Origin of the sequence: Iodidimonas muriae, assembly GCF_014647255.1 — a bacterium.
Taxonomy (GTDB): Bacteria; Pseudomonadota; Alphaproteobacteria; order Sphingomonadales; family Rhodothalassiaceae; genus Iodidimonas; species Iodidimonas muriae.
In genome coordinates this window covers 105,551-118,360 of sequence record NZ_BMOV01000005.1, presented here as the reverse complement: position 1 = coordinate 118,360, position 12,810 = coordinate 105,551, and the positions used below count along the sequence as shown (strand labels likewise).

Sequence of the window (12,810 nt, the reverse complement as noted above, 5' to 3'; positions counted from 1 at the left end):
CCCCGCTGTTCGGGGTTCGGCTCAACGGGAGATTTCAAATGGTATGGAAGTTAATTGGGCACGCTGTCCAAGCCTATCTGGCCTATTCACGCGCAGTAGACGCAATCTGTCATGACTTGAAGCATCGCTTCCAACGCGAACTTGATATCGTTGGTCACATTTTCATGGCATTGCCAATGCTTGCCATCGCCCTTTGGCTGTTGGGCGTCCGATGAACAACATCCAAATTGAATTCGCTGAGCCGGAGATGCAGCCGATCTTTGATCGGTTCAAGAGCCTCTTCGCCCCAGGTTCGCAAACGTCGGACATCTCTCCGGACGTCAAGGTCTGTGTCTGGATACGGATGATCAACGCATTTCATCCGACCGTAAAGCCCAGAGAAATCCGCTCGCATTTCATCAAGTGCTTCCATCCCGATGCGGGCACGCAGGTCCTCACAATTCCCGAAAAGACAAAAGTCATGGCGACACATGACCGTATTTTCAAAGGAAAGTAATCATGATGAGCAATGAAGAGTATCGGTTCGGATCAGCATCTTGGTCTGACGAGAGCGAACTGAGGCGGGCCGGACTGCTAAGCGCTCGCGGTCTTCAGATCGGCTATAGCGCGAACAAATCGATCTGCCTGGAAACCGACGCGCCGATTATCACGGTCGCAGGTGCAGGCTCAGGCAAAATGCGCGATCTTCTCGCGCTTGCAGTGGCCCGCAATGCAGGCAACCGAAATTTCATCCTCGACCCACGCGGCGAGATCGCCGCTGTTACGATGGTAAACTTCGTTCTCAATCGGAGCTACCTTTATTGCTGGAACCCGACGGGGATGCGCGGCCTCCCGCAGCATCGCATGAACCCGCTGGATATCCTTCGCTTGAACGATCCGCACTTTCATGCGGACTGTAAATTCATCGCCGAAAGCCTGATCCCGACAAGCGGCGCATCGAACGGTCGTTACTTCGAGCTACGCGCCCGCGAGTGGATCGAGAACATCATCAAGATGCTGGTCGAGCGGGACGGCAAGGTCAGCTTCCCCTCACTTTATCGCGTCATCAACTGGATCGAAGCTGACCCGAATGCCTGGGCAGACTGCCTCGAAGCCATGCTGGGCTCCTCGATGGACAGTGTAAGACGAACTGCTGGCGAGATGCTGGCCAAGCAGCAGGAGAGCGAGAAGGAATTCGGGAGCATCCTCGGGGAGATTTATGCGCACCTGAACTTCCTCGATGATCCGATGCTTCAGGCCGCGCTAGACGGAGCCGATGCCTCGTTGGCCGATACCTGCAATTCGGGCCAGCCAACGAGTTGGGCGATCAACGTGCCTATAGAATACGTGGGTCTGTGGTCTCCGATCTTGCGCACAATGTTCACCGTGCAGATGCTCTACAAGTCGCGAGCACCTTCCGCACAACGCGCAACGATGATCATCGATGAGGCGGGCCAGCTCGGAAATTTTGAAGCCCTGCTTCGCGCCTTCACCTTCGGTCGCGGCGCTGGCGTTCAGGTCTGGGCGCTGTTTCAGGATGTCGGCCAGATCGTCAGAAACTTCGGCGCACCTGCCCTTCAGGGCTTCATGGGTTCATCCGCATTGCGCCAGTTCTTCGGCGTGCGCGACTATCAGACAGCGCAGATGGTGTCCTCAATGCTGGGCACCGAGACGCTCGAATATGACGACAGCCTGAGACAGGCAGACGCCAAACGGCAAAAGATGAATGCCGCCAAGAGCATCATGAACGGCGGCGATCCGTTCTCGGCCTACGCCGACATGAAGTATCATGCTTACGCCGAAGAGCATCGCACCAAACAGGCGCGCGCACTCATGATGCCAGAAGAAATCCTGTCGATGCCAGAGGACAAGCAACTGCTCTTCATTTCGGGCAAAAACCTCAAACCCATCTTCGCCGAAAAGCATCCCTACTATGAACGGTCAGACTTTACTGGGCGCTTTCTGCCCAATCCGTTTCATCCGCCCCACGATTCCGTGCCTATCCCCTCAAGATGGGGTCGCCGTCGTGCGAGGGTCATCGTTGAGCGCGTGCCGCAGCAATTTTCGCACTACCCGCAATATTCGGACGGCATGTGGTCCTACGTTGAAGGCTTTCGCCCTTCATAGATAAAGGAGAAGAAGATGAGCGATAGATCGGATAAGAACCGTCCGAGTTTCGATGCGTTTCATGTGAAAGAAGGCGCAGACGACAAGTCATACTTTAACCGCGTCGGTGTCGCCTTCGCGCACAGGGACGGTGAAGGGCACACAATCCAACTCGACTCCGTTCCGGTCGATGGCCGCATCATTTTGCGAACGCCCAAGGAGCGGTTGGAAGAAGCGCGTGAGGAGAAACCGCGTCGTCGCAATCGCGAGCAGCGCGACCGCTGACCATGGATCAAAACGGCGACACGCATCCCACGATTTCGACGAAGGAGGAATTGTTGCGTCGCTTGAGGGAGAGACGCGCTCCGCGAAGCGCAGCAACGCTCGAACCTGGACACGGACTAACGATGGATGCCAAACGGCAAATCGATGAAGAGAACCGGAAGCGGATAGCCGTTCTTCGCGACAGGCTTAAAAAAGCAGCCACTGAAGTTGAAGCCCAACAAGTATTTGCGCGCCTTGGTGGCTTCGCAAAGTCAAACTTCTCACAAAGTCGATAGAGGCAATAAAAAGTTGAAGCGGTGCGTATACTGAAAAATAGTCCAAATGCTTCGATCCGCTTTCCAATCTCCCCAGATTAAAGTGGATCGAAATCCCTCTTCAAAAGAGAATTTCTCTTTTGAAAGCCCTGATCTCTCGTAACAAGATCGGGGCCTTGCTTTTCCCCGAAACCCTTGCTGAGTTTGCGTTACAGCCGATTGCTGCGGTATAATAAAACTATATATATGCAGCATTCGCGCAGCAATATCTGCGCGTATCACCCTGTAAGGGTGATGTATTGCTCTATTGTCCGAAAAGGAAATGAAACTGGTCAGCATGCGGTGCATTGCTGAAAAGGAGGGGTCTTGTCATGACCACATCCGATAAAGATTGGACATTGCCCGACGTAGGCGAAGCACTGTCGCGCGAACATGATCGGACTGTGAGGCACAGTCTTCAGCTAGATGTCGAATTCTACAAAGAGCTGCTCGAAGATGCTGAAATAGACGACGCTCAGAAGGAGCAAGTCATTGGCGCGCTTTGGAAGATCATAGTAGCGTTTGTAGAGCTTGGCTTTGAGGTGCATCCGACGCAGCAGGTCTGTGGAAAAGGCAGAACAAAGCACGATCATGCAAGCATTTTGTGTGAAGATGGGCTAGAATCCAGCTTACCCAGTAAAGAACAAAAGGACATCGTTGCGCCGGAACCTTGAGGCGGCGCAGAAAGGTTAAGGATTCATGGCATCAGAAAAGAACAACAAGGACCAAAAAAGCACGCCGATCCGCGCACTTATCTACTGCCGTGTGTCCACGACCCGCCAAAAGACAGAAGGTGCTGGCCTCGTTAGTCAAGAGCATCGGTGCCGACAATACGCCGAGATGAAAGGCTATGCCGTAGAGGCGGTATTCCCTGATGATGCTTCGGGCGGTGGTGACTTTATGAAGCGCCCAGGCATGTGCGCCATGCTGGCCTATCTCGATGCCCAGAAGGACGGCAAATTCGTCGTCATCTTTGATGATCTCAAGCGCTTTGCTCGCGACACAGAATTTCACTTTAAGCTACGTCACGCATTCGCTGAACGCGGCGCGACAGTTGAATGCCTCAACTTCAATTTCGAAGATACGCCGGAAGGCAAATTCATTGAAACCATTGTTGCCGCGCACGGTGAGTTAGAGCGTGAGCAAAACCGCCGACAGGTTCGACAGAAAATGGTTGCCCGTATCGAGAAAGGCTATTGGGTATTTCATGCGCCAGTAGGCTATAAGTACATAACCGATAAGGTGCACGGAAAGCTTCTGTCTCCTGACGGTTTGCTTGCCGAGTATGTGCAAGAAGCCCTCGAAGGGTACGCAAATGGCCGCTTCGCGTCTCAAGCCGAAGTGCAGCGGTTTTTAGAAACCAAACCTGAGTTCCCAAAGGATTTGCCAAACGGGAAAATCCGAGCGTGGAAGATTACCAAGCTACTCAGGAACCCCCTCTACGCAGGGTACGTGCATTCAGAGACATGGGATGTGAGCCTGCGCAAAGGTCATCATGAAGCCTTGATCGGCTTCGGCACGCATGAAAAGATTCTGTACAATTTGGAGAATGGCGGTCGTCCTGCTGCTCGGCGTGATTTCAGCCCAGATTTTCCGCTTCGCGGCTTCGTGCACTGCGATGATTGCGACAAGCCCATGACCGCAGCTTGGTCCAAGGGCTGCCGCAAGCATTATCCATATTATCTGTGCGACACACCGGGCTGTCGGTCCAAGCGAAAGTCGATCCCACGCGCGAAGATCGAGGAAGGTTTCGCGGAAATTCTCAAATCCATGCAGCCAACGAAGAAGCTCTTCGGTGTCATGCGCACGATGTTCGAGCGTGCATGGGATGCACGCTTGGATGAAGCTAAACGATCCAAGAAAGCGGTGCTTGCCCAGCTTGCAGGCGTTGAGGACCAGATCAACAAGCTGCTCGACAGGATTGTGGAGTCGTCGAGTGCATCCGTGATCTCTGCGCTTGAAAAGCGGGTCGAGAAATTGGAGCGGGAGAAGTTTCTGCTGACCGAGAAGGCCGAGAATATGGTTCCGGCGAAAGGGAGGTTTGGAGAGTCTATTGAACTCGCGCTGAAGTTCCTCTCAAGCCCCTGGAATATATATGAAAATGGGTCTCTACCCCTGCGCCAAACCGTGCTGCGGTTGGCCTTTGTAGAGCCTCTTCGATACTCCCGCGAAAACGGTTATCGAACTATAGAAACTGCCATACCTTTCAAGGTCTTAGCGGGTTTGCAGGGTCAAAATTGTCAAATGGTGCCCACAGCGAGATTCGAACTCGCGACCTCTCCCTTACCAAGGGAGTGCTCTACCCCTGAGCCATGTGGGCGTGCATTCGTTTTGCAGCGCGGCTTTTGCCACAGCCAGACGCAGGACGCAAGCCTAACCTGACACTTGAAGACAATTCCTTTCGGGATTAAAAACGCAGCCATGAAAAACACGCCCGAAAACACACCCGATCCCGCCAAACAAAAGCAAGAACGGCTGGCAAAAGCACTGCGGGATAATCTGCGCCGCCGCAAGGAACAAGCCCGCGAGCGCGGCTCCGATCCGGTGCAACCGCCCGGCACAGGCACGCCCGACTGATCGGCAAAGCGGCGAGGCTTAGGAATGACGCCCCGAAACCATCGCGGCGGCATCTTCCGCCATCCGATCATCCCAGGACTGCAATTTCCGATAAAGCGTTGAAGGCGCTACTTCCAAATAGGCGGCGGCTTGGCTGACATTGCCACCGCATAGATCAATGGCCCGTTCAATGGCCCGGCGTTCCACCAGTGCCAGCGGTTCAATGCGGGCCGGAACATCCCGAACCGCTACTTTTTGCGCGTCGTCAAAACGATGATCCGCGCCTTTGGAATCGCCTGTATGCAACGACCGCGACAGCATATGCTCTTCCAGCACCGGCCCATCATTCAGCACCACAGCGGTTTGAATCACATTGCGCATTTCGCGCACATTTCCCGGCCAGGCATAGCGCCGCACAGCATTTTCCGCGTCTTCCGACAGGCGCTCAAAAGATTTTCCTTCTTCTTTTGAAAGCTGCGTCAAAAAGGCCTGCGCCAAATCAACCGCATCATTGCCCCGATCCCGCAAGGGCGGCAATTCGATGGGAATAACGTGCAACCGGTAATAAAGATCTTCACGGAATCGCCCGCTCCGCACTTCGGCCATGGGATCACGGTTGGTGGCGCAAACGATTCGCACATCCACCTTACGCAGATCATCCGACCCTACAGGCTGCACCATCCCCGTTTGCAAAAAGCGCAGCAATTTGGATTGCAGGGCCAGGTCCATCTCGCATACTTCATCCAGAAACAGCGTACCCAGATGAGCTTTCACCGCAGCGCCCTCCCGATCGGCGGTGGCACCGGTAAACGCCCCTTTTTTGTGGCCGAAAATCTCGCTTTCAATCAAATCTTTGGGAAGAGCCGCACAATTAAGCGCAACAAACGCCCCTTGGGTGCGCGGCGAGCATTTATGCAGCGCCGCAGCGCATAATTCTTTGCCTGTTCCCGATTCGCCGGTGATGAACACACTGGCCTTCGATGGTCCGGCACTTTCGATCATCCGGTAAACCGCTTGCATGGGCAGGCTTTTCCCGATGAATTCTCCGAAACCTTCACCGCGAAAGCTATCTTCATAGCGCTTCACCAAGCTGCTAAGGCGGCGATTTTCCAACGCATTGCTGGTGGTGGTAACCAGCCGGTCCGCATCAAAGGGCTTCACCAGAAAATCCGTCGCCCCGGCCTGCATGGCTTCCACCGCTTTGGAAACAGAGCCATGCGCCGTCATCACGATCACCGGCGGGCGCGTTGCCCCTTCGGGTAAAGACGACAGCAACGACAAACCATCCCCATCGGGTAATTTCACATCCAGCAAAATCAGGTCCGGCACGCCTTGTGACAAAACGGCCTTTGCCTGCGCCAGATCCGCCGCAATCTGCGTTTTCGCCTCCAGCCGGCGCAAATAAGCCTCATAAGTACGAGCGAGACTCAGGCTATCTTCAACGATCAGGATATGTGGCGTGTGCGTCATATTCAGCTTTAATCAATTGCAGGTACATATGTTAACTGAACACAAACCTGTTTGTCCCACCATGTTTTTTTATCGGATCATATTATCAGGATCAGACGGCCCATGAACAACGGGGATACAGGAAAAGAGCGCCGCAATCATCCGCGTCGTTCGGTGATCTGGATGGGTACGCTCAAGGTTGGCGAGTTCAGCTTTTCTTGTCGGGTGTTGGATCTTTCTCTGGCGGGGGCCCGCATCCGGCTGGCTTTACCCTTGAAACGCGGCGCTCCTGTTACTTTGTCCATTTCCCGTTGTGGCGATTTGCCTGCGGAAATCTGCTGGCACAAGGATGACAGACTAGGGTTAAATTTTATTTTACCCCCTCAGGAAGTCCGTCAGCTTCTGGGCGATCATGCCGTGGCCACACTGGGGCTTGACCTTTCCGCCCGCGTGGATTGAAAGTGACGGGTGTGTACTGTTTCCCCTGTTGGTGAGTCCCCCGTGTCCCGCATTGTTTATGTTAACGGCCAGTTTTTGCCCCGTGCCCATGCCAGCGTCTCCATCGAGGATCGCGGCTATCAATTTTCCGACGGCGTTTATGAGGTATGCCTGTTTTTGAACGGCAAGCCTTTGGATTTCCATCCGCATATGGACAGGCTGGACCGGTCTTTGGCTGCTTTGTCCATCAACCCGCCCATGGGGCGCGAGGCTTTCAAAGTGGTGATGGACCAGATGATGCGGCGCAATCGCCTGCGCGATGCAACGATCTATCTTCAAATCACCCGCGGCGTTGCCCGCCGCGACCACGCCTTCCCCGCCTTTCCCCCGGCCCCTGCCATTGTGATGGTCGCCCAACGGTTCGATGTGGCGGCCTTACGGGAAAAGCAAAAAACGGGCGTTGCAGTGATAAGCACCCCCGATCTGCGCTGGAAACGCTGCGATATCAAAACCGTCTCACTTTTGGGCAATGTTCTGGCCAAACAAGCGGCCCGTGAAGCAGGTGCACTAGAGGGCTGGATGGTGGATGCACAAGGCTTTGTTACCGAAGGATCATCATCCACCGCCTGGATTGTCGATCAACAAGGCCGCCTGCGCACCCGGCGTTTGGCAAAGGATATTCTTCCCGGCATCACCCGCCATGTGGTGGGCGATATAGCCGCCAATGCCCAAATCGCACCGGTGGAAGAGCCCTTCACCATTGCCGAAGCACAATCAGCGAAAGAGGCGTTCATCGCCTCCACCACATCTTCTGTTACGCCGGTCACCCAAATTGACGGCGTTCCCGTCGGGGATGGTACGCCCGGCCCCGTTACCCGTGATTTGATTGATCGGCATTGGCGGCATGTGCTGCGCGAAACCGGCTATCGGCTATAGCCCGCCCGATGCCCTGAAAATAAGCCGCTACGGCCTGTCCAACAGGCTGGCAAGCCCCGCCTTATAATCGGGAAAAGCCAGTTCAACACCCAGTTCAACATGCATCAACCGATTACGAACCCGCTTGTTTTCACTATAAAAACTGCGGGCCATAGGCGATAAATCCGCCTCGTCCAAGGGCACTTCCGGCGGCGGGTCCTGCCCCAGAAGCGATGCCGCATAGGCGATCACCTCCGAAGAGGATGCGGGGCAATCGTCGCACAGATTATAGATGGCTCCCTTACGCGGCCGGGCCATGGAAGCCACCAAGGCACGGGCAATATCGGCGACATGAATACGCGAAAAAACCTGACCGGGCTTGGCAATGCGCCGCGCCTGCCCTGCCCGCACCGCATCAAGCGGACTGCGACCGGGGCCGTAAATTCCCGCCAGCCGAAAAATATGCACAGGCAGCCCCGCCCGATCCCCCAAGCTGCGCCAGATATTTTCTGCCGCCAAGCGCCGCACGCCGCGGCGGCTGATGGGGGTGGGCGGCGTGGCTTCATCCACCCAGCCTCCCCCATGATCGCCATAAACCCCGCTGGTGGACAGATAACCCACCCACCGGCAATCGCCCAAAGCGGCGAAGTCTGCGCGGTGATGGCGTTCCACGGGATCGCCCTTATCATCAGGGGGGACAGAGGATAAGATATAAGACGAATCCGCCAGCGCCGCCCGTCCCGCAGCATCCATCGGTGCTTGACCGTCAAAAAGAAAGGCGGCGATCCCTATAGCCTCAAGCGCCGCCCGATCAGGCTGTGAGCGTACGGTTCCAGCCACCTGCCAGCCTTGCGCTTGCAGATGCCGCGCCAAAAAACGGGCGCTATAGCCCAATCCGAAACAAAAAAGCCTTTCTTCCGCCATAGGCCGGTGCCACCTTATGCGTCATGATGAAATCCATTCTTTTCATGGCACAAATGGGCGCGCTCTGCACCCTTGGCCTTATCGGTACGACAAGCGGGGCCAGCGCCCAGCAAAACGATCCCTTATCGGAATTGCCCATCGATCAGCGGCGGGCCAATCCCGCCGGCCTTGCCGATTCTCAGCCCAATACGGAAGCCGCGCCTACAGGCGATGGCGACACGCTGGCCCCTTTGATGCTTCCACCAACACGAGGCATTAGCAGCGCCAAAGCACAAGAAGAGGCCAATCGCTATCGTGCCTGCATGCAGCGCTTGGGTACGGCACCGGATCGCGCCTTGGAAAACGCCTTGGCGTGGCTGGCCGATGGCCCCAGCCTTCCTGCCGAACATTGTGCTGCCGCCGCCCTTGTGGCGCTTGGCCGCCCCGATGCGGCCGCCCAACGCTATAGCCGGTTGGCCGATGATATGCGCACCGGGCGCGGCCTGACCTATGACATTGTAGATGCCGATGACCCTTATAGCCTGCTGGCGGGGATTTATGCGCAAATGGGCAATGCGCTGCTTTTGGCCGACAAGCCCGAACAGGCCTATACCGCCTTTTCCAACGGTCTGGCACAAGCGCCTTTGGAAAACGATCCTTTGACTTTGGACCTTCATGTGGACCGCGCCCGCACTTTGGGGCTGATGGGCGAATATGAAGATGCCATCAAGGATCTGGAGAAAGCCCGCCTGATCGGCGGATGGCGTGCCGATATTGCCCTTTATCTGGCCAGTGCATATCGGGCGCTTGGTGATCTGGAGCCGGCCCTTGATGCCGCAATACGGGCGGTGGAACTGGATCAACAAAGCCCCGCCGCGCGGCTGGAACGCGCCAATATCCATATGCTGACCGGCGACGAAAAAGCGGCCCGCACCGATTGGCAAACCATTGTCACCCGCTGGCCCGATGCCGCCGCAGCTTTGGCTGCCCGCGCCAATCTTGCAGCACTTGACCAAATGGATCCAGATCCGAATAATACGGCCCCCACCCCTTAAAAGCACTCCGCCGCACAGAGGCGCTTGCAGCTTGCCACATAGCCCCCTAGAAGATGCACATGTCACTTGAAGTTAAAATCTGCGGGCTTGTCTCGCCGAATGTTATTGATGCCGCGGGCAAGAATGGGGCCCGTTGGGTGGGATTTGTTTTTTTCCCGCCGTCCCCGCGCTATGTAGATGCGCGCTTAGCCATCGATCTTGCCGCCATCGCCCGCAGCCACGGGATGGAAACCGTCGGTGTTTATGTGAATCCCACCGACCGGTTATTGGACGAAACCGCCCCGGCTGTGGACTGGATTCAATTGCATGGCCAAGAAACGCCAGAACGCGCTCAAGCCATCCGCGCCCAATCGGGAAAACGGCTGATCAAGGCCCTTCCCATTGCCGAAGCCGCAGATGTAGAGGCCGCCCGCACCTATGAAGCGGTGGTGGATATGATCTTGTTCGATGCCAAAGCCCAACCCGGAACGACGCGCCTGCCCGGTGGCAATGGCCGCGCCTTTGACTGGACTTTGCTGGAAGGCCGCACCCCGTCCCTGCCATGGATGTTATCCGGTGGCCTTGATGCGGACAATCTGGCGCAGGCCGTTTTGGAAAGCGGGGCCAAACGGGTGGATGTCTCTTCAGGGGTGGAAGATGCGCCCGGCCTCAAAAGCCTCGATAAAATCGCCCAATTTATGAACCATGCGCGCACGCCAGGACCAAAGGAGCAGACGCCGTGACCACAGCCGGGGCCGAAAATGGGGCCACCAAACCCAACAGCTTTCGCACAGGGCCCGACGATCAGGGCCATTTCGGCAAATATGGCGGACGCTATGTAGCGGAAACGCTGATGCCGTTGATCCTGTCGGTAGAAAAGGCATGGCATGAGGCCCGCGAAGATCAAAAATTCCTCGATGAATTGGATGATCTTTTAGAGCATTATGTGGGGCGGCCCAGCCCGCTTTATTTCGCAGAACGCCTGACCGAACATTTGGGTGGCGCGAAAATCTATATGAAGCGCGACGAGTTGAACCATACCGGCGCCCACAAGATCAATCATGCCATCGGACAGGTTTTATTGGCCAAGCGCATGGGAAAAACCCGCATCATCGCCGAAACCGGGGCGGGCCAGCACGGGGTGGCCACGGCCACCGTTGCGGCGCGCTTTGGCCTGCCTTGCACCGTGTTCATGGGTGCCAAGGACATGGAACGGCAAAAGCCCAATGTGTTCCGCATGCGGCTTTTAGGGGCCGATGTCCGCCCCTGTCATTCCGGCTCTGCCACCTTGAAAGACGCCATGAATGAAGCCCTGCGTGATTGGGTCGCCAATGTGGATGACACCTTCTATGTGATCGGCACCGTGGCAGGCCCCCATCCCTATCCGGAAATGGTCCGCGCATTCCAATCGGTGATTGGGCGCGAGGCGCGGGCACAGATCATGGAACGGGAAGGACGCCTGCCCGATAGCCTTGTGGCCTGTATCGGCGGCGGCTCCAATGCTTTGGGATTGTTCCATGCCTTTCTCGATGATCCGGATGTGGCCGCCTATGCCGTTGAAGCAGCGGGCAAAGGCATTGAAACCGGCGAACATGCAGCAGCCATTGCTGGCGGAACCCCCGGCGTTTTGCACGGCAACAAAACCTATTTGCTACAAGATGACGACGGCCAGATCATCGAAGCCCATTCCATCTCGGCCGGGCTCGATTATCCCGGCATCGGCCCCGAACATGCGTGGCTGGCGGATATGGGCAGGGTGAACTATGTCTCGGCCACCGACCATGAAGCCCTGGAAGCTTTTCAGCTTTGCGCCCGCCTTGAAGGCATTTTACCGGCGCTGGAACCAAGCCATGCCTTGGCACAGGTGATCCGCATGGCGCCGGAGCTTCCCAAAGATCATTTGATCATCATGAATATGTGCGGTCGGGGGGATAAAGATATTTTCACCATCGCCGATATTTTAGGGGTGGACCTATGAGCGACCGCATCACCGCACGGTTCAATGCCTTGAAGGCCGAAAAGCGCGCCGCTTTTGTTACCTTCATCACGGCGGGCGATCCCGATCCGGATACCAGCACAAAGCTGTTGGCCCGCCTGCCCAAAGCCGGGGCCGACATCATCGAACTGGGGATGCCCTTCACCGATCCCATGGCCGATGGCCCCGCCATTCAAGAAGCCAGCCTGCGCGCCCTGAAGGCAGGCGCGAACATGCACAAAACCCTTGAAATGGTGGCCGATTTCCGCAAATCCGACACCGATACGCCGATCATATTGATGGGGTATTTCAACCCCATCATGGCCTTTGGTGTGGAGGCGTTCGTCGAAAAAGCCAGCAGCAGCGGGGTGGATGGCTTGATCGTTGTCGATCTTCCACCGGAAGAAGACGCCGAGTTGCGCGTGCCTGCGGCCAAAGCCGGCATTTCTATAATCCGCTTGGCCACCCCCACCACAGATGATGCCCGTCTTCCCCGCGTTCTGGATGGCGCATCGGGTTTCCTGTATTATGTATCGGTGGCAGGCGTCACCGGCACCAGCAGCGCCCAAGACAGCGATATCGAAGCGGCCGTCACACGCATCCATGCCGCATCGGATTTGCCGGTGGCTGTGGGCTTTGGCATCAAATCTCCGAAAGATGTGGGCCGGATTGGCCAACTGGCCGATGCAGCCGTGGTCGGATCGGCCATTGTGGCGCAGATCAAGGCCAATCTGGATGAAACAGGGCAAGCACGCCCCGGTCTTGTGGACGCGGTAAGCGCGTTCGTGCACACTTTGGCAGAAGGAACCCGGGGATAATTTTCCCCTCTCTTTGCCTACTCTGATAAGCTACCGCTGCCCTTAACAAGGAATGTGTC

At 56.3% G+C, this 12,810-nt stretch carries 13 protein-coding genes, 1 tRNA gene and 1 pseudogene; 12 read left to right on the top strand and 3 right to left on the bottom strand.

Annotated features, from left to right (window positions below):
* Positions 1–211: 211 nt before the first annotated feature.
* From IEX96_RS08420 to IEX96_RS14300, 5 genes and pseudogenes are all read left to right on the top strand, one after another.
* Entirely contained in the window at positions 212–496 is a 285-nt protein-coding gene (locus IEX96_RS08420; RefSeq protein WP_150005701.1) for a hypothetical protein, read from the top strand.
* A 2-nt stretch (positions 497–498) separates the two neighbouring features.
* Positions 499–2,106 carry a type IV secretory system conjugative DNA transfer family protein gene (locus tag IEX96_RS08415; protein WP_188873771.1) on the top strand — a complete coding sequence of 536 codons (1,608 nt, stop codon included), beginning with the start codon at positions 499–501 and terminating at the stop codon, positions 2,104–2,106.
* 15 nt (positions 2,107–2,121) lie between these two features.
* Entirely contained in the window at positions 2,122–2,370 is a 249-nt protein-coding gene (locus tag IEX96_RS08410; RefSeq protein WP_150005702.1) for a hypothetical protein, read from the top strand.
* 625 nt (positions 2,371–2,995) lie between these two features.
* Positions 2,996–3,337 (top strand): hypothetical protein, encoded by a 342-nt coding sequence (locus tag IEX96_RS08405; RefSeq protein ID WP_150005703.1) that lies wholly within the window; start codon positions 2,996–2,998, stop codon positions 3,335–3,337.
* Between the two features lie 25 nt (positions 3,338–3,362).
* Positions 3,363–4,361, top strand: a pseudogene (locus tag IEX96_RS14300) (recombinase family protein); the annotation flags it as partial.
* Positions 4,362–4,908: 547 nt separating this feature from the next.
* On the opposite strand, the gene IEX96_RS08395 reads toward IEX96_RS14300, so the two are convergent.
* Positions 4,909–4,983: transfer RNA gene (locus tag IEX96_RS08395), tRNA-Thr, on the bottom strand.
* Between the two features lie 101 nt (positions 4,984–5,084).
* On the opposite strand from IEX96_RS08395, the gene IEX96_RS08390 reads away from it, so the two are divergent.
* Positions 5,085–5,240, top strand: coding sequence for a hypothetical protein (locus IEX96_RS08390; RefSeq protein WP_188873770.1), 156 nt, complete (start codon positions 5,085–5,087; stop codon positions 5,238–5,240).
* 18 nt (positions 5,241–5,258) lie between these two features.
* Here the strand turns inward: IEX96_RS08390 and IEX96_RS08385 are convergent, their stop codons facing one another.
* Positions 5,259–6,689 carry a sigma-54-dependent transcriptional regulator gene (locus IEX96_RS08385; RefSeq protein WP_150005705.1) on the bottom strand — a complete coding sequence of 477 codons (1,431 nt, stop codon included), beginning with the start codon at positions 6,687–6,689 and terminating at the stop codon, positions 5,259–5,261.
* A 102-nt stretch (positions 6,690–6,791) separates the two neighbouring features.
* On the opposite strand from IEX96_RS08385, the gene IEX96_RS08380 reads away from it, so the two are divergent.
* Entirely contained in the window at positions 6,792–7,127 is a 336-nt protein-coding gene (locus IEX96_RS08380) for a PilZ domain-containing protein (RefSeq protein WP_150005706.1), read from the top strand.
* 42 nt (positions 7,128–7,169) lie between these two features.
* A complete protein-coding gene (locus IEX96_RS08375; RefSeq protein WP_150005707.1) occupies positions 7,170–8,042 on the top strand; it encodes a D-amino-acid transaminase in 873 nt (290 codons plus the stop codon).
* Between the two features lie 27 nt (positions 8,043–8,069).
* On the opposite strand, the gene IEX96_RS08370 is transcribed toward IEX96_RS08375, so the two are convergent.
* The gene (locus IEX96_RS08370; RefSeq protein WP_150005708.1) at positions 8,070–8,945 is read right to left on the bottom strand and encodes an SDR family oxidoreductase; all 876 of its coding nucleotides are present in this window, start codon (positions 8,943–8,945) and stop codon (positions 8,070–8,072) included.
* Between the two features lie 26 nt (positions 8,946–8,971).
* On the opposite strand from IEX96_RS08370, the gene IEX96_RS08365 reads away from it, so the two are divergent.
* The 4 genes from IEX96_RS08365 to trpA are packed head-to-tail and all read left to right on the top strand — an operon-like array spanning position 8,972 to position 12,751.
* The gene (locus tag IEX96_RS08365) at positions 8,972–9,979 is read left to right on the top strand and encodes a tetratricopeptide repeat protein (RefSeq protein WP_188873769.1); all 1,008 of its coding nucleotides are present in this window, start codon (positions 8,972–8,974) and stop codon (positions 9,977–9,979) included.
* A gap of 59 nt (positions 9,980–10,038) precedes the next feature.
* A complete protein-coding gene (locus IEX96_RS08360; RefSeq protein ID WP_150005710.1) occupies positions 10,039–10,701 on the top strand; it encodes a phosphoribosylanthranilate isomerase in 663 nt (220 codons plus the stop codon).
* Entirely contained in the window at positions 10,698–11,936 is a 1,239-nt protein-coding gene (trpB, locus tag IEX96_RS08355) for a tryptophan synthase subunit beta (RefSeq protein WP_229773622.1), read from the top strand. Before IEX96_RS08360 ends, trpB begins: the two co-directional genes overlap by 4 nt.
* Positions 11,933–12,751 (top strand): tryptophan synthase subunit alpha, encoded by an 819-nt coding sequence (gene trpA / locus IEX96_RS08350; protein ID WP_188873768.1) that lies wholly within the window; start codon positions 11,933–11,935, stop codon positions 12,749–12,751. The genes trpB and trpA overlap by 4 nt, the downstream gene beginning before the upstream one ends.
* Positions 12,752–12,810 lie beyond the last annotated feature (59 nt).

Bases quoted from the DNA above. Each gene is read 5' to 3' on its own strand.
- IEX96_RS08420 (WP_150005701.1), top strand. From the start codon at position 212: ATGAACAACATCCAAATTGAATTCGCTGAGCCGGAGATGCAGCCGATC.
- IEX96_RS08415 (WP_188873771.1), top strand. From the start codon at position 499: ATGATGAGCAATGAAGAGTATCGGTTCGGATCAGCATCTTGGTCTGAC.
- IEX96_RS08410 (WP_150005702.1), top strand. From the start codon at position 2,122: ATGAGCGATAGATCGGATAAGAACCGTCCGAGTTTCGATGCGTTTCAT.
- IEX96_RS08405 (WP_150005703.1), top strand. From the start codon at position 2,996: ATGACCACATCCGATAAAGATTGGACATTGCCCGACGTAGGCGAAGCA.
- IEX96_RS08390 (WP_188873770.1), top strand. From the start codon at position 5,085: ATGAAAAACACGCCCGAAAACACACCCGATCCCGCCAAACAAAAGCAA.
- IEX96_RS08385 (WP_150005705.1), bottom strand. From the start codon at position 6,689: ATGACGCACACGCCACATATCCTGATCGTTGAAGATAGCCTGAGTCTC.
- IEX96_RS08380 (WP_150005706.1), top strand. From the start codon at position 6,792: ATGAACAACGGGGATACAGGAAAAGAGCGCCGCAATCATCCGCGTCGT.
- IEX96_RS08370 (WP_150005708.1), bottom strand. From the start codon at position 8,945: ATGGCGGAAGAAAGGCTTTTTTGTTTCGGATTGGGCTATAGCGCCCGT.
- IEX96_RS08365 (WP_188873769.1), top strand. From the start codon at position 8,972: ATGAAATCCATTCTTTTCATGGCACAAATGGGCGCGCTCTGCACCCTT.
- IEX96_RS08360 (WP_150005710.1), top strand. From the start codon at position 10,039: ATGTCACTTGAAGTTAAAATCTGCGGGCTTGTCTCGCCGAATGTTATT.
- trpA (WP_188873768.1), top strand. From the start codon at position 11,933: ATGAGCGACCGCATCACCGCACGGTTCAATGCCTTGAAGGCCGAAAAG.